Genomic DNA, 21,352 nt, shown 5'->3' with positions numbered 1-21,352 from the left:
TCAGGATTCCAACCCGCAGGCGTGCGCAGGGCGCAATTCTCAGAGGATTGCGGCAAGACAGCCATGAAGTGCGGCCATATCGTCACGGATCACCCGCACCGGCACCGCCTGCGGAATGTCGCGCATCAGCCCATCGGCCAGCAGATTGCGCTCGAACAGATCGAACCGCGCGGCGGCGGTGCGCGCCACGCTGCCCGCCAGATACATGCCGTCCAGCGGCAGATAGCGCAGGGCGAACTCGCGGCAGGCCAGCCCCAGCATGGCGGTATACAGGTCCAGCGTCGCGCCGGCACGGGCGTCACCTTCGGCGGCGGCGGTGGTCACGTCTTCGGCGCGGGCGACGGGATGGCCCGACAGGCGGCCATGCAGCCGGGCAAGGCCACGGCCCGCAAACAGTTCCTCAAGCGAGGAAAAATCCGCGATATCGTCGCCCATCGCCTGTTTCAGCATCCGCAACACCGGTTCGGGCAGCCGGGTATGGCCCTCTTCCGATTCCATGCAGACGGCGCGGCCCTGACGCGGCTGGCAGACGACGCAGATGTTGAAGCCGGTCCCGGCATTGACCACCACCGACTGCCCGTTGCGCGCCCGCAGCCCCGAAGTGTCGCGCAGCAATTCGGTCGCCCGGCCCTGCGGCCCGGCCATCGCATGGCCAAGCGCGACCAGATCGTTGATGATCAGCGCGCGGCCCGCGCCGGTCAGCGCGATCAGCCGGTCTTCGGAAAAATCCCAGTCCCGGTTGGTCAGTTGCGCGGCCCCGCTGGCCACCGGCCCCGCGACCGCGATGCAGACCGCCTCGATCCGGGGGCTGCCCTGTTCGTCCAGATAGCGCCGGATCACGTCATCATAGCTGGCGAAATCATCACCCCGATAGCGCGAGACCGTCGCCGCGTCGATGCTGCCGGATCGTGACAGCGCCAGGCGCGCATTGGTGCCGCCAACATCGGACAACAGGATCGCCATGATTTCCTCCACCTTACGCGGGCGGGTTTAGAACATGACCACGCCCAGAGCGAGCGCGATTTCATCACGCATGCCCCCACCCCTTCAAGCCCAACCCCGACACGTCCCGCCCCGACACCTCCCACCGGAACCGCCCGACAAGGCCGCATCCCTGCGGGCCCGTCGGTTTCGCCCCGCAAACCGCCCCTGCCCGGAAGGCCGCGCTTGATTGTATCCGCGGCCGCCCGATGATAAGGCGCGCGCAGGATTTTCTGACAGCCTGGGGCGCGCGCGACACATGACCGACCATATCATCCGTGACATTTCACTGGCCGATTTCGGCCGCAAGGAACTTGACATCGCGGAAACGGAAATGCCGGGCCTGATGGCCTTGCGTGCCGAATACGATCAGGCCCGGCCGCTTTCGGGCGCGCGGATCGCGGGCAGCCTGCACATGACCGTGCAGACCGCCGTGCTGATCGAAACCCTGACCGCGCTTGGCGCCGATGTGCGTTGGGCATCGTGCAACATCTATTCGACGCAGGATCATGCGGCGGCGGCGATTGCCGCGACGGGCGTGCCGGTCTTTGCGATCAAGGGCGAAACGCTGGAAGAATACTGGTCCTATACCGACCAGATTTTCCAGTTCGCCGAAGATGGCCGCCCCGGCCACGCCAACATGATCCTGGACGATGGCGGCGATGCGACCATGTATGTCCTGATGGGCGCACGGGTCGAGGCGGGCGAAACCGACCTGATCGCCACCCCCACCAGCGAGGAGGAAGAGGCGCTGTTTGCCCAGATCCGCAAGCGTCTGGCACAGTCTCCGGGCTGGTTCACGCAGCAGCGCGCGGCGATCAAGGGCGTCAGCGAGGAAACCACCACCGGCGTCCACCGTCTGTATGACCTGCACAAGCAGGGCCTGCTGCCCTTCCCGGCGATCAACGTCAACGACAGCGTCACCAAGTCGAAATTCGACAACAAATACGGCTGCAAGGAATCGCTGGTCGACGGCATCCGCCGTGCGACCGATGTGATGATGGCGGGCAAGGTCGCCGTGGTCTGCGGCTATGGCGATGTCGGCACGGGCTGCGCGGCATCGCTGCAAGGCGCCGGCGCGCGCGTCAAGGTGACCGAGGTCGATCCGATCTGCGCCCTGCAGGCCGCCATGGACGGGTTCGAGGTCGTGCTGCTGGAAGACGTCGCAGACAGCGCCGATATCTTCGTCACCACCACCGGCAACCGCGATGTCATCCGCATCGAACATATGCGCGTGATGAAGGACATGGCCATCGTCGGCAATATCGGCCATTTCGACAATGAAATTCAGGTCGCGGCGCTGAAGAACCACAAATGGACCAATATCAAGGACCAGGTGGACATGATCGAAATGCCATCCGGCAATCGCATCATCCTGCTGTCGCAGGGCCGCCTGCTGAACCTTGGCAATGCGACCGGCCACCCCAGTTTCGTGATGTCGGCCAGCTTTACCAATCAGGTGCTGGCGCAGATCGAGCTGTGGACCAAGGGCGCGGAATACCAGCCCGGCGTCTATATCCTGCCCAAGGAACTGGATGAAAAGGTCGCCCGCCTGCATCTGGACAAGATCGGGGTCAAGCTGACGAAACTGTCCGGCGAACAGGCCGCCTATATCGGCGTCACGCCGGAAGGCCCGTTCAAATCGGATCATTACCGCTACTGAACCGGGCGGCCCTGTCGCCGGGTCATTCCAGTAATCTGTTGATATCGGGGCGGGGATGGTCAATCCTTTGCCCCGGTTCCCATTTTCTGGAAGACGGACAGATGAGCAAACGTGACGACCTGATTGCGAAATATGCGGCTGACCTGAAAGACAAGGTCGGCGTGACGCCTGACATGGACCTGCTGACCAAGGTGGTGATCGGCTGCGGCCCCTCGATCTACAATGCCGATGCCGAAACCGTCGCCGCCTCGGATCCCGACGAACTGGGGCGGGTGCGTCAGAACTATCTGGTCAAGAAGCTGGGGCTGGCCGAAGGGCCGGAACTGGATGCCGCGATCAAGGCGGTGATCGACCAATATGGCAGCGCGAACCGCAACAAATACCGCGCGGTATTCTATTACCTGCTGTGCCTGCATTTCAAGAAGCAGTCGGTTTACGCCTGACGGGCCTCGGCTGACAGGCCCCGACGGACAGCCCGCGACTGACAGCCCGGTTGCGGCGGGACATCCCCCGCCGCAACCGGCCATCAACCGGGCATCAAACGGGGTCAGATACCCGCCGGGATCAGGCCCTTGATGCCTTTGACATGGTCAAGACTGGCGCCCATCGCATCGGCGCCCAGTTCCCGCGCCGCCGCCATCAGCTCGCCCGGCTCGACCAGCCGATCCACCAGCCCCCGTGCCAAGGCTTCGGGCGCGGGGATCTTTTGCCCCGCCATCAGGATCATCCTGGCCCGCGCCGGACCGATCAGCGCCGACATCCGCACCGCATCGCTTGGCTGCGGCAGAAAGCCCAGTTTCATCACCGGATAAAAGATCTTGGCCGAAGGCACCGCGATGCGCAGATCGCAGGCCAGCACCATGCCAAGCGCCCCGCCCGCGACCGTCCCGTTCAGCGCCGCAATCGTCAGACAGGGCAGCGCGGCGATGCGGGCGGAAAGCTGTTCCCACAGCGGCGACAGCGCCAGCCCCGCCCGCGCCTCGTCCAGATCGGCGCCCGCCGAAAACACGCCCCCCTGCCCGGTCAGGGTCAGGACGCGCAGGTCCGGATCCTGCGCGACACGGTCCACCGCATCGCATAATTCCTGCAGCATCCGTCCGGTCAGCGAATTCGCCTTTTCCGGACGTGCCAGCGTGAACGTCGCGAAACCTTGCGCAATTTCAGTTGAAATCATCTTTAACTCCTTGGACAGGGTCGCCCGGTATGGCACAAACCGCGCGAACGCAAATTCCAGACGCCCGAAAGGTATGACCATGTCCCTGAGACTGACAAGCTCCGCCCTTGCGCTCGCGGCCTTCACGATGCCAGCCTTCGCAGATGTCACCCCGGAACAGGTCTGGCAGAACTGGCTGGATTACTATAAAAGCGCCGGCTATGACGTCACCGAAGGCAACCGTGAACTGGCGGGCGACACGCTGACGCTGAAGGACGTGGCCTTTGCGGTCGAAAGCGAAGGCTCGAATGTGTCCTTTGTCGTCCCGCAGGTCGAATTGCAGGCGACCGGCGACGGCAAGGTGCGTTCGGTCTATTCCGACGAATTCCCGGTCCTGATTTCGGGCAAGACGGCCGAGGACAAAGATTTCGAACTGACCGCGAACCTGTCGCTGCCCGGCAACGAGATGACCAGTTCGGGCGAGGTCGGCGACCTGACCCATGAATACGACTATCCCTCGATCGTGGTGTCGCTGGACAAGATCCGGACCGGCAGCGAAGAAGTGGCGATCCCGACCAACCCGACCTTTATCGGCAACACCGGTTCGCTGCGTTCGACCAGCGGTGACGAATCCAGCTGGGACTACACCCACAAGACCGAAGACATGACATTCAAGCTGAATGTCCAGGCCGAAAACCCCAAGGTCAACCTCGATGGCTCGATCAAGGGGGTCGAGATCGCGGGCAAGATGGCCGGGGCCAAGGCGGACGTGAACATGCAAGACAACCTGAGCGCCGCGCTCAAGGAAGGTCTGAACATGGACGGCAAGCTGAACATGGGCGATCTGGCCCTGACCTTCGACTTTGCCGGCACCGATGAAAACGGCGCGCCGCAATCGGGCAGTGGCACGGTGTCGGCGGCGCCGTCGGATCTGTTCTTCGCGATGTCTTCGGAAGGGCTGACCTATCAGGGCAATGGCGGCAAGGTCGCCGCAGAGGTCACCATGATGCCGCTGCCCTTCCCGATCAGCTACGGCATGGAATCCAGCACCTTTGACATGCAGTTCCCGGTCAGCGCCTCGGATGATGCGCAGCCGTTCAAATTCGGCTATTCGCTGGCGGGTCTGACCATCGGCGACCAGATCTGGGATATGTTCGACCCGACGAAACAACTGTCGCGCGATCCGGCCAATCTGGAAATCGACCTGACCGGCCAGTTGAAAGTGCTGCGGGACCTTCTGGACCCGGCTACCAGCGCCGCCGCCACGGATCCGACCGCCCCCGACGCGGCCCCGTTCGAGCCGGTCGAGATCGTCATCAACCAGCTTGCGCTGAAAGCCATTGGCGCCAATATCGAGGCGAATGGCAAGCTGGAGCCGTCCGAAGCCGCAGGCATGGACCAGCCGCAGGGCAACCTGCATGTCCGTTTCTCGGGCGTGGCCGAAGTCGTGCAGAAGCTGGCGCAGATGGGTCTGCTGCCGCCGGATCAGGTGATGGCCGTCAATGCGATGATCGGCGCCTTCGGCAAGGAAGATCCCAGCAATCCGGGCACCCGCACCATTGATATCGAAATGCGGGATGACGGTTCGGTCTTCGCAAACGGCCAGCAGGTCCAGTAAGCTGATGACCCGACAGCCGGGACCCCTGCCAAATGGCGGATCCTGACAGCGGGCGCCCTGATCGACCGGATTCCTGATCGACGGGACTCCTGATCGACGGGGCGCCCTGACATGCGGGGGTCGGGTTCCGTCCCGGCCCCCTTTGCATATGAGGTGGTGATGAACGGCTCCGACGACCTGCAAAGACTGACCGGCGCACTTCTGGACATGGCGCGCCGCGCCGGGGCCGATCAGGCCGATGCCGTCGCCGTGCGCGGCGCCGCGCTGTCGGTCGATGTCCGCGAGGGGCGGCTGGAACATGCCGAACGCGCCGAGGCGGTCGATATCGGTCTGCGCGTGCTGGTCAGTGGCAGGCAGGCCAGCGTGTCCGCATCAGACCATTCCGACCGCGCCATCGCCGAAATGGCCGAGCGCGCCGTCGCCATGGCCCGCGAGGCGCCGGTCGACGACAATCTGGGCCTTGCGGATCCCGGTCAGCTGGCCCGCGACACCGACAGCCGCCCGCTGGAACTGCGCGACGACAGCCCCGCCCCCACGGCCGAGGATCTGCGCGACATCGCCCTGCGCGCCGAGACGGCGGCCCTGTCCGTGCAGGGCATCACCCGGATCGAAAGCGCCAGCGCCAGCGCCTCGTCGCGGATGATGTGGCTGCAGGCCAGCAACGGATTTTCGGCGGGCTATGCGCGGTCGGGCCATGCGATTTCGACCATCGCCATCGGCGGCGAAGGTCTGGGGATGGAACGGGACTGGTCGGGTGAGTCTCGCAGCCACCGCAGCGACCTGCCCAGCCCCGAATTCATCGGTCGTCAGGCGGCGGAACGCACGCTGCAACGGCTTGGCGCGAAAAAGCCGCCGACCGGCAGTTTTCCGATCCTGTATGACCAGCGCGTGTCCTCGGGGTTGATCGGGCATCTGCTGTCGGCGGTCAACGGCAGCGCGATTGCACGCGGCGCAAGCTGGCTGCGCAATGATCTGGGCCAGCAGGTGCTGCCCGCAGGCATCGACCTGCGCGAAGATCCGCACCTGCTGCGCATGTCATCGTCGCGCATCTTTGACGGCGAAGGGCTGCCGACCGCGCCGCGCCTGATCGTCGGGGACGGCGTGCTGATGGGCTGGACGCTGGATCTGGCGACCGGGCGCAAGCTGGGCATGGCTTCGACGGCCAATGCGGCGCGGGGCACCTCTGCGCCGCCTTCGCCCGCGGTGACGAATATCACGATGACGGCGGGCACCGCCACGCCGCAGGAGCTGATCGCGCAGATGGGGCGCGGGCTGGTCGTGACCTCGATGCTGGGGGCCTCGATCAACGCCAACACGGGCGATTGGTCGCGCGGCGCGGCGGGGTTCTGGGTCGAAAACGGCGAAATCGCATGGCCGGTGAACGAATGCACCATCGCGGGCAACCTGCGCGACATGCTGATGCGGGTGACGGTGGTCAGCGACACGCCGGAATGGCGTGCCCATGCCGTGCCAAGCCTGCTTGTCGAAGGGATGACCGTTGCCGGAAACTGATCTGCAACTGCTGGAACGCGCCGCCCGCGAGGCGGGCGAGATCGCCCTGCGCTGTTGGCGCCGCGAACCGCGTTTCTGGGACAAGGGCGGCGATGCCGGTCCGGTCAGCGAGGCGGATCTGGCCGTCAACGATCATCTGGAAAACCTGCTGCGCAAGGCCCGGCGCGACTATGGCTGGCTGTCCGAGGAAAGCTCGGACAGTCCCGAAAGGCTGGGGGACGGGCCGGTCTTCGTGCTGGACCCGATCGACGGCACCCGCGCCTTTCTGGATGGTCAGCAGGGGTTTTCGCATTCGCTGGCCGTGGTGCGGGATGGCAGGCCGGTGGCGGGCGTCGTCCATCTGCCCGCGATGAAGCTGACCTATGCCGCGACGGCGGATGGCGATGCGACGCTGAACGGCCGGAAGATCGGGGCCGCCGCTCACGATATCGACGGCGCGACGGCGCTGGCCAGCAAGATCACCTTTGCCCCGGCCTTGTGGCGCGACGCGGAACTGCCGCCCCTGAAACGCGAATTCCGCCCGTCGCTGGCATGGCGGCTGAGCCTCGGTGGCGAAGGCCGCTTCAACGCGGCCCTGTCCCTGCGCGGCACCTGGGAATGGGATGTGGCGGCGGGTTGCCTGATCGCCGAACGCGCGGGCTGCGTGATCACCGATTGCCGGGGGCAGCGCCCGGTTTTCAACGCCACCCATCCTAAGCTGGACGGTTTCATCGCCGCGCCGCCCCGTCTTCACCAACAGATCATGGGGCGGCTTGCCCCATGAGACTTGTGGCGGGTCCAGTGATCGGGCTAAGGCTTCACCCTGAGATGAGCAGCGCGTCGAACACCCCTTTTCCCCCTGCGGCCAAGCTGGACCGGCTTGCCGATGCGATCACCTTTCTGCCCGCCACGACCGAGGCCAAGGTGCTTCGCGATGCGCTTGGCCGTTTTGCGACCGGCGTCACCGTCATCACCACCGCAGGCCCGCACGGCCATCAGGGCATGACGGTCAACAGCTTTGCCAGCGTCTCGCTGGAGCCGCCGCTGGTCATGTGGTGCCCGGCCCGCGCCTCGACCCGCCACGGGCTGTTCACCGGCGCGCGGCACTGGTCGGTGCATGTGCTGGGGGTCGAACAGCTGGAGGTTTCGCAGCGGTTCACGCGCGGCGGCGGGGGGTTCGACGGTTTGCGGATCGAACTGACGCCCGAAGGCATCCCGGTCCTGCCCGGCACCTCGGCGCGGTTCGATTGCGCGACCTATGCCTGCCATGAGGCGGGCGACCATTCGGTGATGATCGGGCAGGTTCTGCGCGCGACCACGGGCGGTCCGGGCGATCACCTGCTGGTCTTTGCCGCCGTGGAAATTCGGCAGCTTTCAGCGGGCTAAGGCCCGCCCTACAGCCCCTCGAAACCCGGCAGCGGCCCGCCGAACAGCGCGTCCCCGCGCGTCGCGGTGGTGGCGATCACCTGCCCCGGCCCGCCCAGAACCGCGATCTGGCGGGCAAGCTGGGCAATCGCCTGCGACTGCGCCCGCGCGATGGCGGCGGGTTCCTCGGACGCCAAAGGGATCGAGATAATCAAAGCTGCGCGCCTGATTGGCCCCGCCTCGCCCGGTCATCCGACACGAAATAGCGCCCCGTCATGCGATAGCTGCCACCGGCCTGCGCCAGCGCCTTTTCGACCCGCACCTCGATCCTGCGGCGCGGCGGTTCGGACAGGGGCCGTGGTTCCGCTATCACCGTCGCGCCCGAGATATCCGAAATCGCCCGCGCCAGCGAATTGGTGATCGCGCGCTGCGGATCGTCGGCCCAGAGCTTCTTGCTGTCCAGCCGCACCGCCCCGTCGCCGCTTTGCCACGCAACCTCATCGCCCGAGGCATATTCGGGCAGGGACACGTCCTTCAACTCCGCCGTGCCGATGCGGTCGGGCACCCGTTCGCCCGTCGCGGGCGGGTCGATCAGATAGCGCCCCGTGCTCATCGGGTTTGAACAGGCCGCAAGAACAGCCAGCGAGGCAAGGGATATCAGGCTTAGACGCATGGCTTACCGTCCCAGAATAAAGGCGCGCGGATTGCGTTCCATCATGCGGGCAAGGCTTCCAAAGGAACTTGCCGCACGACGCATTTCCCGCATCATAGTCGAGCATTTCACTGTTGAAATCCGACCGCGCGCCATAGGCCGCGACCGCCGTATCGGCGCGCGCGACCAGCCTCTTCCAGCCGCCGCATCAGGTCGGGCAGGTTCTGGACCGAGGCCGAGACATTCTCGGTCGCCTGTTTGGCCGAAACCAGCAATTCGTTCAGGCTGCCCGCCGCATTGCCGTCGCGCAGATCGTTCAGCAGCCCCGAAGCCGCCTTGAGCGTGTCCGAGAGATTCTTGGGCAGTTGTTCGGCATCTTCGGTGCCCAGCATGGCGCGGATGTCCTGCAGGATGCCCTTGGCTTCGTCGCTGATGCCGGGGAAATCGAATTCCTCGACCGATTCGGCGGCAATGTCGATCTTTTCGACCATTTCGGGGACATCCGCGGCGGCCAGCTTGACCGCCTCGGCCGCCGCCGTCGCCTCATCGACAAAGGGGCGGACCTGGGTCAGCACACCGCTTTCGCGCAGTTCCGCCGTGGCCTGCCGCAATTCGTCCGCTGTGGCCTGCACCTCGTCGATCGCGGCTTTCAGCGAGGCGGGCACCGCCCGCGTGTCTTCGTTGCTGGCGATGGCGGTGATCGAATTCATCATGTCGGTCGCGGATTTCAGGACCTCCTCGACGGGCAGATTGCCGACGCGGGCCAGAAAGCCCTGCGCGGTATCGCTGAAATCGCTGATCTGTCCGGGGGCCGAAGGCATGACGGGATAGGGCTGCGCCGCCGTGTCGATCTGTGCCGGTTCGGCATCGGGGATCTCGACCAGTTCGACGACCAGCGAGGTGCCAAAGAAACCCGCGCTGGCCACGCGGGCGCGCAACCCGCGTTCGACCTGCCCCGACAGGAATTCAAGCGCCTGTTCGGCACTGGTTTCGGGCGGCATGCCAAGCCGCGACGGCGTGACCGCGATGGTCAGGACCTGATGCAACGCGGGTTCCGTGCCGGTCGCTTCAGGATCCGCCTCGACCGCCAGTTCGGTGACGCGCCCGACGGTCAGCCCCTGATATTGCACATCCGCGCCCTGCTGCAGCCCCTTGACCGTGCCATCAACGCGGACGGTCATGCGCACCAGTTGTTCGTCGTCGATGAACAGCGATCCGCGCGCCGTCGCCTCATCGGCCTGCAGGCGAAAGACCTGCCCCGGCGAAACCGCCCTGCCGCCGCTGGTCAGGGTCGCGAATTCGACGCCCCCCTGCAACAGCGAGGCGACCGAACTGACATTCAGCGCCACCCCGTTCGGCCCAAGCGAAACCGAAAACCCCGAGGTGTCCCAGAACACCGTCGCCGTCGTCAGCTTTTCGTCATGAGGCGCGGCGATGAAGACATCGACCAGCACGGTTTCGTCATCCGCCGCCAGCCGCAGGTTCTGCATCGTGCCGACCTGCACGCCGCGATAGGTGACGGGGGTGCCTTCGACCATGCCCTTGGCATTGTCCGACGACAGCACGATCCAGGTCCCCTTTTCCCCCGAACGGGTCAGGGGAATTCGGTCCATGCCAATGAAATGACGCTGGTTTTCATCTGGCGAATCGTCCCAGAACCCTTCGATGAAGGCCCCGGTCAGCACCGTATCCAGCCGCGAAATGCCCTGCGTCGAAACCTGCGGGCGGACGATCCAGAACTCTGCCCCGGAATCGACATAGCGCGCGATGTCCTGATCGACGCGGATATTCACCACGACCCGCGCCAGATCGGAGGTAAAGCGCACGCTTTCGACCTTGCCCACGGTGATTTCGCGGAATTTCAGCGTGGTTTCCCCCGGCGTCACCCCTGTCGCATCGGCGAATTCGACGCTGATCAGCGTGCCCCGCCCACTATAGGCGTTCCAGGCCAGCGCAAGCGTCACGATCAGCGCCAGAATCGGCACCAGCCAGATCAGCGACGCCCCTGCCCCCGAGGCACGCGCCATGGTCTTTCGGACCGGGGATGCCGGTTTCAGCGCGTCCGGATTCATCTTGGCCGGTTTCACCTCGGCGGGGTCCGCGCTGGCGGGGGTCTGGTCTGGGGGTGTGTCCGTCATTCGGTCCTGGTCGTTTGGCCGGTTCTTCTCGTTGGGCGGCGGCTGCGCAGGGGCAGGCCGCGCCAGATCAGTCTGGGATCGAAACTCTGCGCGGAAAGCATGGTAAAGGCAACAGACAAGGCAAAGCAGACCGCCGCCGGGCCGGGATGGATCGAGGCGACGAAACCCAATTGCACCAGCGCCGACAGGATCGCCACGACAAAGACGTCGATCATCGACCAGCGCCCGATGAATTCGACGAATTCAAAGATCATCAGCCGGCGGTGGGCGTTTTCGACCGTGGCCGGGCGCCCGGCGACCAGCGCCAGCCATGCAATCGCCACGAATTTCCCGATCGGCACGATGATCGAGGCGACAAAGACGATCAGCGCCACGCCCCAGTTGCCATAGCGGATCAGTTCCAGCACGCCGCCGAAAATCGTCGCCTCGCTGTTGCCGTGCAGCCCGCCAAGCGTCTGCGTGCGCAGCATCGGAAACAGGTTTGCCGGGATGTAGAAAATCATCCCCGCGATCATCCATGCCCAGACCGCCTGCAGGCAGCGCCGGTCGGGCGGCACCAGATCGGAATTGCAGCGGCGGCAGGTGGTTTCGGTTTGCGGCCAGACCCGCCCGCAGCCCCGGCAGCCGACCAGCCCGGCGCGATGGGCGGTCAGCACGGGGAGGTTGTGACCCTGCGGCCTGTCGCCCGTCATCGCGGCGGGGGTCATCGCGGCGGGGGCCAGATCGGGGGTCAGATCGGGGGTCGGGTCCGCTGTCCGGGTGCTGCGGCTCATGCCTGCTGCCCCTGTTTCGGGTGCGCCGGGGTCTGTTCGCGGCCGTCTGTCTTGCCGCCGCCGTCCTCGATCGCGTCCCAGATCGTCGTGACGCTGGTAAAGGCATGGCTGGCGACATTGACCAGGATCAGCGCGCAGAACGCCCAGAAGGCCGGGCCAAAGCTGACGCTGGCCAGTCCCGCGACCTTGACCAGCGCGACCGAGGTTCCGATGATAAAGATCTCGGCCATCGACCACGGCCGCATCGCCTCGGACAGGCGCAGGGCGGGGACGGCATGGTGCCGGGCGCCCGCCCCATCGCCAGCGGCAGCAGCGTATAGACCAGCAGCACCGCCCGCAATGCGGGCAGCGCGACGATCAGGACCAGCACCGCGACCGTCAGCGGCATCAGCCAGCCCTGCGAAAAGGCCAGCGCCACCCCGAACAGCGATGTCGCATTGCCGATCCCCATGCGCGAGATTTCCAGAAAGGGGAAAAAGATCGCGCCGACGATCAGCACCAGCGAGGTGAACGACAGCGCGATGATGCGCGAAAACGCCCCCGCGCGGGGCCGCGCCAGAATGGCATTGCAGCGGATGCAGCGGGCGGTTTCACCCGGTTCCAGCTCTTCCTCGACATGCAGGGCATCGCAGCTTGGGCAGGCGATCAGGCCCGCGCCGGTGGTCAGGTCATATGGGGTCGGATCGCTCATGCGATGCACAATAGCAGGAACCGCGCGCCCGCCAAGGTCAGGCTTGCACACGCCCTGCCAGCGGCTGGCATGACGCCATTCCGGAGGGTTCATGGATTACGATTTCATCATTGTCGGCGCGGGCAGCGCCGGGTGCGTGCTGGCAAACCGGCTGTCCGCCGACCCCGGCACCCGCGTTCTGCTGATCGAGGCCGGGGGCCGCGACAATTACCACTGGATCCATGTGCCCATCGGCTACCTGTATTGCATCGGCAGCCCGCGCACCGATTGGGGTTTTCGCACCGAGGCAGAGCCGGGCACTGGCGGGCGGTCGCTGATCTATCCGCGCGGGCGGGTGCTGGGCGGCAGTTCCTCGATCAACGGGATGCTGTATCTGCGCGGGCAAAAGGCCGATTACGATCGTTGGCGCCAGCTTGGCTGCACGGGCTGGGGCGCCGATGATGTCTGGCCGCTGTTCCTGAAATCCGAGGATTATTTTGGCGGCGCATCCGAAAACCACGGCGCGGGCGGGGAATGGCGGGTCGAACGCCAGCGCCTGCGGTGGGACATCCTGGACGACTTCATCCGCGCGGCCGAAGCCACCGGCATCCCCGCCAGCGACGATTTCAACACCGGCGACAACGAAGGCGTCGGCTATTTCAAGGTCAACCAGCGCGGCGGCTGGCGCGTCTCGACCGCCAAGGCCTTTCTGAAACCGGCGCTGAAGCGGCCGAACCTGACCGTCCTGACCGGTCGCCACACCCGCCGCGTCCTGTTCGACGGCAACCGCGCCACCGGGGTCGAGGTCGGCCATGCCGGCGGCGTTGAGGCCATCCGAGGCCGCGAAATCATCCTGTCGGCGGGGGCCATCGGCTCGCCCCAGATCCTGCAACTGTCGGGGATCGGTCCCGCGGATCTGCTGCAATCCACGGGGATCGAGGTGCGGCGCGACGCCCCGGTCGGCGAAAACCTGCAAGACCACCTGCAGATCCGCTGCGCCTATCGGATTTCGGGCGGCAAGACGCTGAACCAGATGGCGCGGCGCTGGTGGGGCAAGGGGATGATCGGGGCGCAATATCTGCTGAACCGCTCTGGCCCGATGAGCATGGCGCCAAGCCAGCTTGGGGCCTTTACGCGGTCCTCGCCCGATGTCGCGACGGCGGATCTGGAATACCATGTCCAGCCCCTGAGCCTTGAGGCGTTTGGCGAAAACCTGCATCCTTTCCCGGCGATTACGGCCAGTGTCTGCCACCTGCGCCCCGAAAGCCGGGGCCATGTCCGCATCACCTCGACCGATCCGCTGGCCCATCCGCTGATTGCGCCGAATTACCTCTCGACGCCCGGCGACCGGCTGGTGGCGGCGCGGGCGATTCGCCTGACCCGCCGCATCATGGCCCAGCAACCAATGGCCCGCTATGCCCCCGAGGAATTCAAGCCGGGCGGCGATGATGACAGCGACGCGGCGCTGGCCGAGGCGGCGGGCCGCGTCGCCTCGACGATCTTTCATCCGGTCGGCACGGCGCGGATGGGGGCCGATGCGGGCTCGGTCGTCGATCCGGCGCTGCGTGTGCGCGGGTTCGGCGGGCTGCGAGTGATCGACGCCTCGATCATGCCGAGGATCACATCGGGCAACACCAACTCGCCGACGATCATGATCGCCGAAAAGGGCGCGCAGATGATCCTGCAGGAAATACATGGCATTTGAGCCGTTAACTGGACGTTGACACCCTGCTGATAGACCCTTTCCAGCGCATCCATGTTGGAAAGGGACGCCATGCCAGCCGACCGGGGAAATTCCCCCATCATCATCAAACGCATCACCCAGGAAGGTGGCGGCGGACATCATGGCGGCGCGTGGAAAGTCGCCTATGCCGATTTCGTCACGGCCATGATGGCGTTTTTCCTGCTGATGTGGCTGCTGAACGCCACAACGGAAAAGCAGCGAAAGGGGCTGGCGGATTACTTCAACCCGACCGTCGTGCACAGCACGGCGGGCGGCGCCGATGGCGCGCTTGGCGGCCATGAACAGAATTCCGAAGAAACCGGCGGTCAGGGGATGGGCGCCTCTCGCGATCAGCGCATGGCCCGCGCCGTCGAAGGCGCGCAATCGGGTTTCGAAGACATGGCCCGCCAGATTCAGGACGAACTGACCGGCAGCGGCGCCGAATCGATGCAGATGACCAATCTGCTGCGCCATGTCGTGACCCGGATGACCGACGAAGGTCTGGTGATCGAACTGACCGACCTGACCGACCAGCCCCTGTTCGAAGGGGACACCGCACAGGCGACCCCGGTGATGCGCGAACTGTCGGCCATCCTGTCTCGGGTGCTGGGGCGGGTGCGCAACGATGTGGCGATTTCCGGCCATGTCCGGGGCTATCCCGAAATGCTGATCCATTCCCCGGTCTGGGCCCTGTCGGACGCCCGCGCCCATATGGTCCGCAACCTGATGTCAGAGGCGGGATTTGATGAACGTCGCGTCCAGCGCGTGACCAGCCACGCCGACCGCCGCAACCGCTCGGTCAACCCGATGGACCCCGGCAACAATCGGGTCGAGCTGATTTTACTTAGATAACCGGGCGCCATTAGCGGCATTTTAACCCCTTCACTGCAGATTTGGCGCATCACAGTCACGAAAGGCTTTCTTCGAATGTCCATTTCCTCCGCTCTCAATTCCGGTGTGGCCGGACTCGCGGCCAACTCGACCCGGCTTGCGACGATTTCGGATAACATCGCGAACTCCAGCACCTATGGCTACAAGCGGGTCGAGACTGATTTTGACTCCATGGTTCTGAACCGGACCCATGGCGCGGGCCTGTATTCGTCGAACGGCGGCATTTATGCGGCGGGCGGTGTCCGGGCCTCGACCAGCCGCCTGATCGACGAAAGGGGCGCACTGGTTCCGACCTCGAACCCGATGGATATCGCGATTTCGGGGCGCGGCATGCTGCCCGTGATCAGTTCGGTCACGCTGAACGCCATGGGACCGAATGAACAACTGCCCCTGATGATGACCACGACCGGCTCTTTCCGGGCCGATGCAGCAGGGGTGATGCGGACGGAATCGGGCCTTGTCCTGATGGGCTGGCCCGCCAATGCCGATGGTTCGATCCCGGTGATGCCGCGCGACAGCACGGCGGGTCTGGTTCCGGTGGTGATCAACGCCGCCCAGAACTCGGCCGATCCGACGCGCAACATCAACCTGGGCGTCAACCTGCCCGCGACGGATACGCTGAACGGCGCAACCGGCACGACCTGGCCGCTGACCATCGAATATTTCGGCAATCTCGGCACGTCAGAGGCGCTGAGCGTGACCTTCACCCCGGTCGTCAACCCGACGCCCGGCATGTCGAACACCTGGACCATGACGGTGCGCGACTCTGCCATGGACCCCGCCAGCAATATCGTGGGCGAATATACGCTGGTCTTTGACGATGGCCCGACCTCGGGCGGCCGCCTTTCGTCGGTGACCCCGATTTCGGGCGGGGCCTATGATCCGGTGACCGGCAACCTGAACCTGACCGTCCAGGGCGGCCCGATGAACGTCAATATCGGTCGCCTGAATGAAGCGAACGGCCTGACCCAGCTCAGTTCGAACTTCGCCCAGACCAATATCAGCAAGGACGGCTCGCCGGTCGGCGGTCTCGCCGGGGTGGAAATCGACGAATACGGCTATGTCCGCGCGACCTATGATACGGGCTTTGTGCGCACCCTGTATCAGATCCCGCTGGCCGACGTGCCGAACCAGAACGGGCTGCTCGCGCTGGATCATCAGACCTACATGATCTCTCCGACCTCGGGGTCGTTCTTTCTGTGGAACGCGGGCGACGGCCCGACCGGCGCCGTCGTCGGCTATGCCCGGGAAGCCTCGACAACCGATGTCGCGGCCGAGCTGACCGATCTGATCCAGACCCAACGCGCCTATTCCTCGAACGCCAAGGTCATCCAGACGGTCGATGAAATGCTGCAGGAAACCACCAATCTGAAACGCTGATCCGCCTGACCCGGTCGGCCCCAGCCAAGGACACAGAAAATGAGCATCACGGCTGCCATTTCCAACGCCATATCCGGCCTGACTGCGGTTTCGCGCGGAACCGAGGTGGTGTCATCGAACATCGCCAACGCCCAGACCCCCGGCTCTGCGGCCCGGGACCTGAACATCTCCTCGCGTTCGCTTTATGCGAATGGTGGCGGCGTCCATATCAACGGCGTGACGCGGGCCGTCCCGGCCGCGATTCTTGCGGACAACCGGGTGGCACAGGCCAGTTTCGGCAAATCGAACACCACCTACGAATTTTTCCGCACGATCGAATCAAGCATCGGCACCGCCGATCAGACGACCTCACTGAACGGATTGCTGACCGCGTTCGACACTGCGCTTGCCGCGGCAACGGCCAGCCCTGATGCCCCGGTTCGGCTGCTGGATGTCGCGAACAGCGCAAAGGGGCTTGCCGAAAAACTCAACAGCATCTCCGGGGATATTTCAACGGCACGGGCCGCCGCCGATACGACCATTGCCAACGACGTTCAGCGCCTGAACGAATCGCTGGCCGAAGTTGCCCGCCTCAATCGCCAGATCACCATCGCCCAATCCAAGGGCCAGGATGCTTCTTCCCTGATGGACATGCGGCAATCCGCCGTCGACGCCATATCCGATATCGTGCCCGTGCAAGAGGTGTCGCGCGGTGCGGGTCAAATTGCGCTTTTCACCAAATCCGGGGCGGCATTGCTTGACGGAACGACGCCATCGACCATCGGCTTTACAGCCGCCCCGATCATCGGGCCGGAAATGTCGGTGGCAAATGGCCAGCTCAGCCTGCTCACGCTCAACGGTGAGCCATTGTCGTCGGGCCAGATGGCATTGTTCAAGGGCGGCAGCCTCGAAGCGAATTTCAAGATCCGCGATGAGCTTGCGCCGGAATACCAGTCCCGCATCGATGCTTATGCCGTCGACCTTTACCAGCGCTTTGCCGATCCTGCCGTCGATCCGACAATCTCAGCAGGGCTGCCCGGTCTTTTCACCGACAGGCAGACCGCATTGGACCCTGCCGCGCAGGTCGGCTTTGCCAATCGCATCCAGATGAACGCATTGGTGGACGAAAGCGCCGGGGGCCAACTCTGGCGCATCCGCGACGGGATCCATGCCGCAAGCGCCGGCGATGTCGGCAATAGCAGCCTGCTCAACAACGCGCGCGCGGCCCTGACGGACCGGGCCGGGCTGGCGACATCCGGGCAAACGGCGTTCATCCTTGCGACCCAGTTGATGTCCTTTGCCGCAGCAAATCGCCTGAACAGCGAAACGTCTTCTCAGCACGACAAAAGCTATCTCAACAGCATGACTGCAAGCCTGCTCTCGTATGGGGTCGACAGCGACAAGGAATTCGAAACGCTGCTGCAGCTTGAAAACGCCTATACCGCCAACGCCAAGGTGCTGCAGGCGGCCCATGACATGATCGACACCATCCTGAGGCTGACATGACCAACTTTTCTTCGATCGGCGACCTGTCTCGCTCTTTCCACACGCGTCTGGCCAATGTGACCATGAAAAGCCGCGTCGATACGCTCACCCAAGAGGTTTCCTCGGGCCTGAAATCGGACATCGCACGTTCGCTGTCGGGCGATCTGTCGCGGATCAACCATCTTCAGACAAGGCTTGCCCAGCTTGACACCTATGACCAGAACATCGCAACGGTCGAAGGTCGGCTAAGTGGCATGCAGGCCGCGACCGAGACGATCCAGAACCTGCTGTCATCGCTCGCACCGACTTTCCTTTCCGAGGCGAATTCCGCTTCGCCCGAAACACTTGCACTGCGTGTTTCTGCGGCGAATGAGGATTTCAATACGGTGATCCGGGCCCTCAATACCGAGGTCGCGGGCAAATTCGTCTTCGCGGGCGCCCGCACCGATGTCAAACCGCTGTCATCGCGTGACGACATTCAATCCGCGCTGCTTACAGAGGTCGCAGGGCTGACCACGATGGACGACATTCTTGCGGCCGTCGACAACTGGTTCGACGGCCCTGCCGGCAGCGGCGGTTTCATGGATACGGCATATCACGGCTCTGCCAGTCCCATCGGTCAGGTGCCCGTCACAGACACCCAACTCGCCGGAAATGGCGCAACATCCAGCAGCGCCGCATTCCGCGATGTGTTGAAAGGATTTGCGATCATCTCGCTCGTCGCAGCAGCGCCGGGAACCTACAGTATCGATGAAACGCGCGACCTGCTGCAAGGCGCCGCTGAACGCCTGCACAGCGGAAACTTTGCGCTCACCAACCTTCGCGCCGATATCGGCGTTTCCGAACAGGCAGTTGCACGCGCAAAGACACAGAACACCTCTGAACGCGCGACCCTGACGATCAATCGCGGCGCCATCATCTCGGCCGACCCATATGAGACGGCACTCGCCTTGAAAGAGGCGGAAACCGGGATGCAAAACATCTTTGCCCTGACCGCGCGGCTGTCGAAACTCAAACTGACGGACTACCTGTAATGCGTCAATGGATCCTGGCCGCTTTTCTGCTCATCCTGCCCTTGACCTCATTTGCCGCCCCCGTCCGGATCAAGGATCTCGCGAACTTTGACGGTGTGCGTGGAAACGATCTGATCGGCTACGGGCTTGTGGTCGGCCTGAATGGAACGGGCGACAGCCTGCGCAATGCGCCCTTTACCGAAGATATCATGGCGGGGCTGCTTGAAAGGCTGGGCGTAAATGTCACGGATGAGGCGTTCCGCCCCAAGAACGTAGCAGCCGTGATCGTGACGGCAGCGCTACCGCCCTTTGCGCGCAGCGGTTCCCAAATTGATGTCAGTGTCGCGGCAATCGGCGATGCCAAGAGCCTTCTGGGCGGCACGCTTGTCATGACGCCCTTGAACGCCGCAGATGGCGAAATCTATGCCGTCGCCCAAGGGGCCGTCCTTTCGGGCGGTGCCGAAGCATCTGGCGATGCGGCAAAGGTGGTGCTCGGCGTTCCCACGACCGGAACCATCCCCTCGGGTGCGCGTGTCGAACGCGAAGTGAATTTCGATTTTTCGTCGATGACGACAATGCGGATCGCCTTGCGCAATCCCGATTTCACCACCGCGGCAAGGATGGAGGCCGCAATCAATAACGATCTGGGCTCCGGTGTCGCCGAACTGCTTGACGCAGGCACGATCACGATCGATTCGACCCGCTTGGGCCGCGTCAACCCCGCGCGTCTGGTCGGACGTATCGAAAACATCACCGTTCAGCCAGAGGCCCCGGCCCGGGTGGTCGTCGACCACAAATCCGGCACGATCGTCATGGGGGATAATGTGCGGGTATCGCGCGTCGCGGTGTCACAGGGCAATCTGACCATCCGTGTTCGCGAAGCGCCTGCCGTATCCCAGCCAAACCCCTTTTCTTTCGGTGAGACGGTTGTCGTGCCACGCACCCAGGCTGAAATCACGCAAGAGCCGGGCATTGGCTTTGCAGAGATCAGTGGTGAGACCTCTCTTTCGGATGTGGTCGAGGGGTTGAATGCGTTAGGGGTCAAGCCGCGCGATCTCATCGACATCCTGAAGGCTGTCCATGCCGCTGGCGCTTTGCATGCAGAATTCATCGTCCGGTAGATCAGCAAAGCCGCTTGCAGATATCATCAGCCGCTGAAACCGGCGATCACAACGCGATTGATAAAAGAAGTAAAGACGGATCCCGGCCAGCGCCGACACCCGGACAACACGGTTGATCTGTAACCGGTGCAAAGGCCCCGGAAACGCCTCTTTGCCGAGATTATTTTTGACGAGCGCCTGGTGTAGGAGGTGCGAGCCATACGTGCCGTGATGGCCGATCTGACGAAAAGGAAGTGGCCTGCACAGGTTCGGTATCCCAAACGGCCACTGGCTTTCCAGTGACGCGAAGAGCCGATTGCGGGCGGTCAGTATCCAGCCGAGGATGCAAGCGGAAACAGAGGCAGAGGCGGCAATGACGCAGCTCAACCTTGGGATCGCGGCAGTTCTGGCCTTTGCCGGCATGTCGGTCGCCGCGCAGGCGGACCCGCTTTCGGCAGGGCAGCGAATGGCAGAGCGGTTCCTGCATGGGGATGTCGAAGCCATCTGGTCGGCATCGACGCCCGAGATGCAGCAGGCATTCGGATCTGCCGGAAACCTGGCGGCATTGCACGACGACCTTCTGGCCGATTTCGGCACGGAAGACACCATCCTGTCCGAGCGCATGGACGCGCAGGCAGGCCACGACGTTACCCTTGCGGAAATCGATCGGTTCGGAGGCAAGAAAGATGCGGAAACCGCCGGCGGGGGAGATCACTGCGAAGCCCTCACCGCGCGCAGCACCTCGACCAAGTGATCGGTCGGGTAGCCGGGCGGTATCGCGATATCGGCATCGCCGATGCAGATCCGGCAGGTCGGGGCCGTATCTTCCGGGGAAATGGCCATGCTCTGCTTAGAGCCCGGCTTCACCGCGGTCGGCGGCACGACCTCGAAGAACGCCGGCGCGGGATCTTCGCGATGCGCATTCTTCACCCAGACCGCGACCAGAGACTTGTTGGCGCCGATTTCCTCGGCGATTTCCCGGATTCCCTCGCCGGCCGCGATCCGCTCGACCGCCATGGCGCGAAGTGCTGCGGGCCATTGCCGCCGTCCGCCGCTGCGGGTCGGGACCGCAAAGCCCCAGACCTCGTCCACCTTCTCCGAGACCTCTCCGTCCAGCATCTGTCACCTCCTTCATCAGGTGGGGACAGTATCGCTAAACCCTTGATTCATTGAAACATGGGGTCTTTGCACCGGTTACGTTGATCTTTCGTTTCGGCGCCCCGCAACGATCAAGGCGTGATCAGAAAAGGAAAAGCCTATGGCACTACGACAGGCCT

The 21,352-nt window shown here is 64.2% G+C and carries 23 protein-coding genes; 13 read left to right on the top strand and 10 right to left on the bottom strand.

Going from position 1 to position 21,352, the window contains the following annotated elements:
* Positions 1-39: 39 nt before the first annotated feature.
* Positions 40-963 (bottom strand): glucokinase, encoded by a 924-nt coding sequence (locus tag PE067_RS14885; protein WP_276190442.1) that lies wholly within the window; start codon positions 961-963, stop codon positions 40-42.
* 277 nt (positions 964-1,240) lie between these two features.
* Between PE067_RS14885 and ahcY the strand changes: the two genes are divergently transcribed.
* Together ahcY and PE067_RS14875 are read left to right on the top strand one after the other, a co-directional pair.
* A complete protein-coding gene (gene ahcY, locus PE067_RS14880) occupies positions 1,241-2,644 on the top strand; it encodes an adenosylhomocysteinase (RefSeq protein WP_276190440.1) in 1,404 nt (467 codons plus the stop codon).
* Between the two features lie 101 nt (positions 2,645-2,745).
* Positions 2,746-3,087: a DUF2853 family protein gene (locus PE067_RS14875; protein WP_276190438.1), complete on the top strand. Its 342-nt coding sequence runs from the start codon at positions 2,746-2,748 to the stop codon at positions 3,085-3,087.
* A gap of 104 nt (positions 3,088-3,191) precedes the next feature.
* Here PE067_RS14875 and PE067_RS14870 read toward each other — a convergent pair whose 3' ends face one another.
* Positions 3,192-3,818, bottom strand: a complete 627-nt coding sequence (locus PE067_RS14870) for an enoyl-CoA hydratase/isomerase family protein (RefSeq protein ID WP_276190436.1) — start codon at positions 3,816-3,818, stop codon at positions 3,192-3,194.
* Positions 3,819-3,945: 127 nt separating this feature from the next.
* Between PE067_RS14870 and PE067_RS14865 the strand changes: the two genes are divergently transcribed.
* The 4 genes from PE067_RS14865 to PE067_RS14850 all read left to right on the top strand — a co-directional run bounded on the left by PE067_RS14865 (position 3,946) and on the right by PE067_RS14850 (position 8,292).
* Entirely contained in the window at positions 3,946-5,415 is a 1,470-nt protein-coding gene (locus PE067_RS14865; protein WP_276190433.1) for a DUF2125 domain-containing protein, read from the top strand.
* A 159-nt stretch (positions 5,416-5,574) separates the two neighbouring features.
* Positions 5,575-6,927 (top strand): TldD/PmbA family protein, encoded by a 1,353-nt coding sequence (locus tag PE067_RS14860; RefSeq protein WP_276190431.1) that lies wholly within the window; start codon positions 5,575-5,577, stop codon positions 6,925-6,927.
* Entirely contained in the window at positions 6,914-7,690 is a 777-nt protein-coding gene (locus PE067_RS14855; protein ID WP_276190429.1) for a 3'(2'),5'-bisphosphate nucleotidase CysQ, read from the top strand. The genes PE067_RS14860 and PE067_RS14855 overlap by 14 nt, the downstream gene beginning before the upstream one ends.
* Before the next feature lie 44 nt (positions 7,691-7,734).
* Positions 7,735-8,292: a flavin reductase family protein gene (locus PE067_RS14850; RefSeq protein WP_276190427.1), complete on the top strand. Its 558-nt coding sequence runs from the start codon at positions 7,735-7,737 to the stop codon at positions 8,290-8,292.
* Between the two features lie 8 nt (positions 8,293-8,300).
* Here PE067_RS14850 and PE067_RS14845 read toward each other — a convergent pair whose 3' ends face one another.
* The 6 genes from PE067_RS14845 to PE067_RS14820 form a co-directional block, all read right to left on the bottom strand.
* Positions 8,301-8,486, bottom strand: a complete 186-nt coding sequence (locus PE067_RS14845) for a hypothetical protein (RefSeq protein ID WP_276190425.1) — start codon at positions 8,484-8,486, stop codon at positions 8,301-8,303.
* Positions 8,483-8,944, bottom strand: a complete 462-nt coding sequence (locus PE067_RS14840; protein ID WP_276190424.1) for an ABC-type transport auxiliary lipoprotein family protein — start codon at positions 8,942-8,944, stop codon at positions 8,483-8,485. Before PE067_RS14840 ends, PE067_RS14845 begins: the two co-directional genes overlap by 4 nt.
* A 107-nt stretch (positions 8,945-9,051) precedes the next feature.
* Positions 9,052-11,061 (bottom strand): MlaD family protein, encoded by a 2,010-nt coding sequence (locus tag PE067_RS14835; RefSeq protein WP_276190422.1) that lies wholly within the window; start codon positions 11,059-11,061, stop codon positions 9,052-9,054.
* Positions 11,058-11,753 (bottom strand): paraquat-inducible protein A, encoded by a 696-nt coding sequence (locus tag PE067_RS14830; RefSeq protein WP_276190773.1) that lies wholly within the window; start codon positions 11,751-11,753, stop codon positions 11,058-11,060. The genes PE067_RS14835 and PE067_RS14830 overlap by 4 nt, the downstream gene beginning before the upstream one ends.
* Positions 11,754-11,830: 77 nt before the next feature.
* Positions 11,831-12,064, bottom strand: coding sequence for a paraquat-inducible protein A (locus PE067_RS14825; protein ID WP_276190420.1), 234 nt, complete (start codon positions 12,062-12,064; stop codon positions 11,831-11,833).
* Positions 11,962-12,525, bottom strand: a complete 564-nt coding sequence (locus PE067_RS14820) for a paraquat-inducible protein A (protein ID WP_276190419.1) — start codon at positions 12,523-12,525, stop codon at positions 11,962-11,964. Before PE067_RS14820 ends, PE067_RS14825 begins: the two co-directional genes overlap by 103 nt.
* A gap of 91 nt (positions 12,526-12,616) precedes the next feature.
* Between PE067_RS14820 and PE067_RS14815 the strand changes: the two genes are divergently transcribed.
* From PE067_RS14815 to PE067_RS14790, 6 genes are all read left to right on the top strand, one after another.
* Positions 12,617-14,209 carry a GMC family oxidoreductase N-terminal domain-containing protein gene (locus PE067_RS14815; protein ID WP_276190417.1) on the top strand — a complete coding sequence of 531 codons (1,593 nt, stop codon included), beginning with the start codon at positions 12,617-12,619 and terminating at the stop codon, positions 14,207-14,209.
* A 69-nt stretch (positions 14,210-14,278) separates the two neighbouring features.
* Entirely contained in the window at positions 14,279-15,079 is an 801-nt protein-coding gene (locus PE067_RS14810; protein WP_276190414.1) for a flagellar motor protein MotB, read from the top strand.
* A 75-nt stretch (positions 15,080-15,154) separates the two neighbouring features.
* Positions 15,155-16,498, top strand: a complete 1,344-nt coding sequence (locus tag PE067_RS14805; RefSeq protein WP_276190412.1) for a flagellar hook-basal body complex protein — start codon at positions 15,155-15,157, stop codon at positions 16,496-16,498.
* Between the two features lie 39 nt (positions 16,499-16,537).
* Positions 16,538-17,983, top strand: a complete 1,446-nt coding sequence (gene flgK / locus PE067_RS14800) for a flagellar hook-associated protein FlgK (protein ID WP_276190411.1) — start codon at positions 16,538-16,540, stop codon at positions 17,981-17,983.
* 62 nt (positions 17,984-18,045) lie between these two features.
* Positions 18,046-18,996: a flagellar hook protein gene (locus PE067_RS14795; protein WP_346429704.1), complete on the top strand. Its 951-nt coding sequence runs from the start codon at positions 18,046-18,048 to the stop codon at positions 18,994-18,996.
* The gene (locus tag PE067_RS14790) at positions 18,996-20,096 is read left to right on the top strand and encodes a flagellar basal body P-ring protein FlgI (RefSeq protein WP_276190406.1); all 1,101 of its coding nucleotides are present in this window, start codon (positions 18,996-18,998) and stop codon (positions 20,094-20,096) included. Before PE067_RS14795 ends, PE067_RS14790 begins: the two co-directional genes overlap by 1 nt.
* On the opposite strand, the gene PE067_RS14785 is transcribed toward PE067_RS14790, so the two are convergent.
* Positions 20,010-20,462, bottom strand: a complete 453-nt coding sequence (locus PE067_RS14785) for a hypothetical protein (RefSeq protein ID WP_276190404.1) — start codon at positions 20,460-20,462, stop codon at positions 20,010-20,012. The genes PE067_RS14790 and PE067_RS14785 overlap by 87 nt on opposite strands.
* Between PE067_RS14785 and PE067_RS14780 the strand changes: the two genes are divergently transcribed.
* Positions 20,449-20,829, top strand: coding sequence for a hypothetical protein (locus PE067_RS14780; protein ID WP_276190402.1), 381 nt, complete (start codon positions 20,449-20,451; stop codon positions 20,827-20,829). The two genes, PE067_RS14785 and PE067_RS14780, sit on opposite strands and share 14 nt — an antisense overlap.
* Here the strand turns inward: PE067_RS14780 and PE067_RS14775 are convergent.
* Positions 20,787-21,194 carry a helix-turn-helix domain-containing protein gene (locus tag PE067_RS14775; protein ID WP_276190400.1) on the bottom strand — a complete coding sequence of 136 codons (408 nt, stop codon included), beginning with the start codon at positions 21,192-21,194 and terminating at the stop codon, positions 20,787-20,789. The two genes, PE067_RS14780 and PE067_RS14775, sit on opposite strands and share 43 nt — an antisense overlap.
* Between the last annotated feature and the right edge of the window lie 158 nt (positions 21,195-21,352).

It is taken from the genome of Paracoccus sp. DMF-8, from assembly GCF_029309835.1.
In the GTDB taxonomy this organism is placed as follows: domain Bacteria; phylum Pseudomonadota; class Alphaproteobacteria; order Rhodobacterales; family Rhodobacteraceae; genus Paracoccus.
The sequence above is the reverse complement of the archived record's forward strand: the minus strand, read 5'-3'. Positions and strand labels throughout refer to the sequence as shown.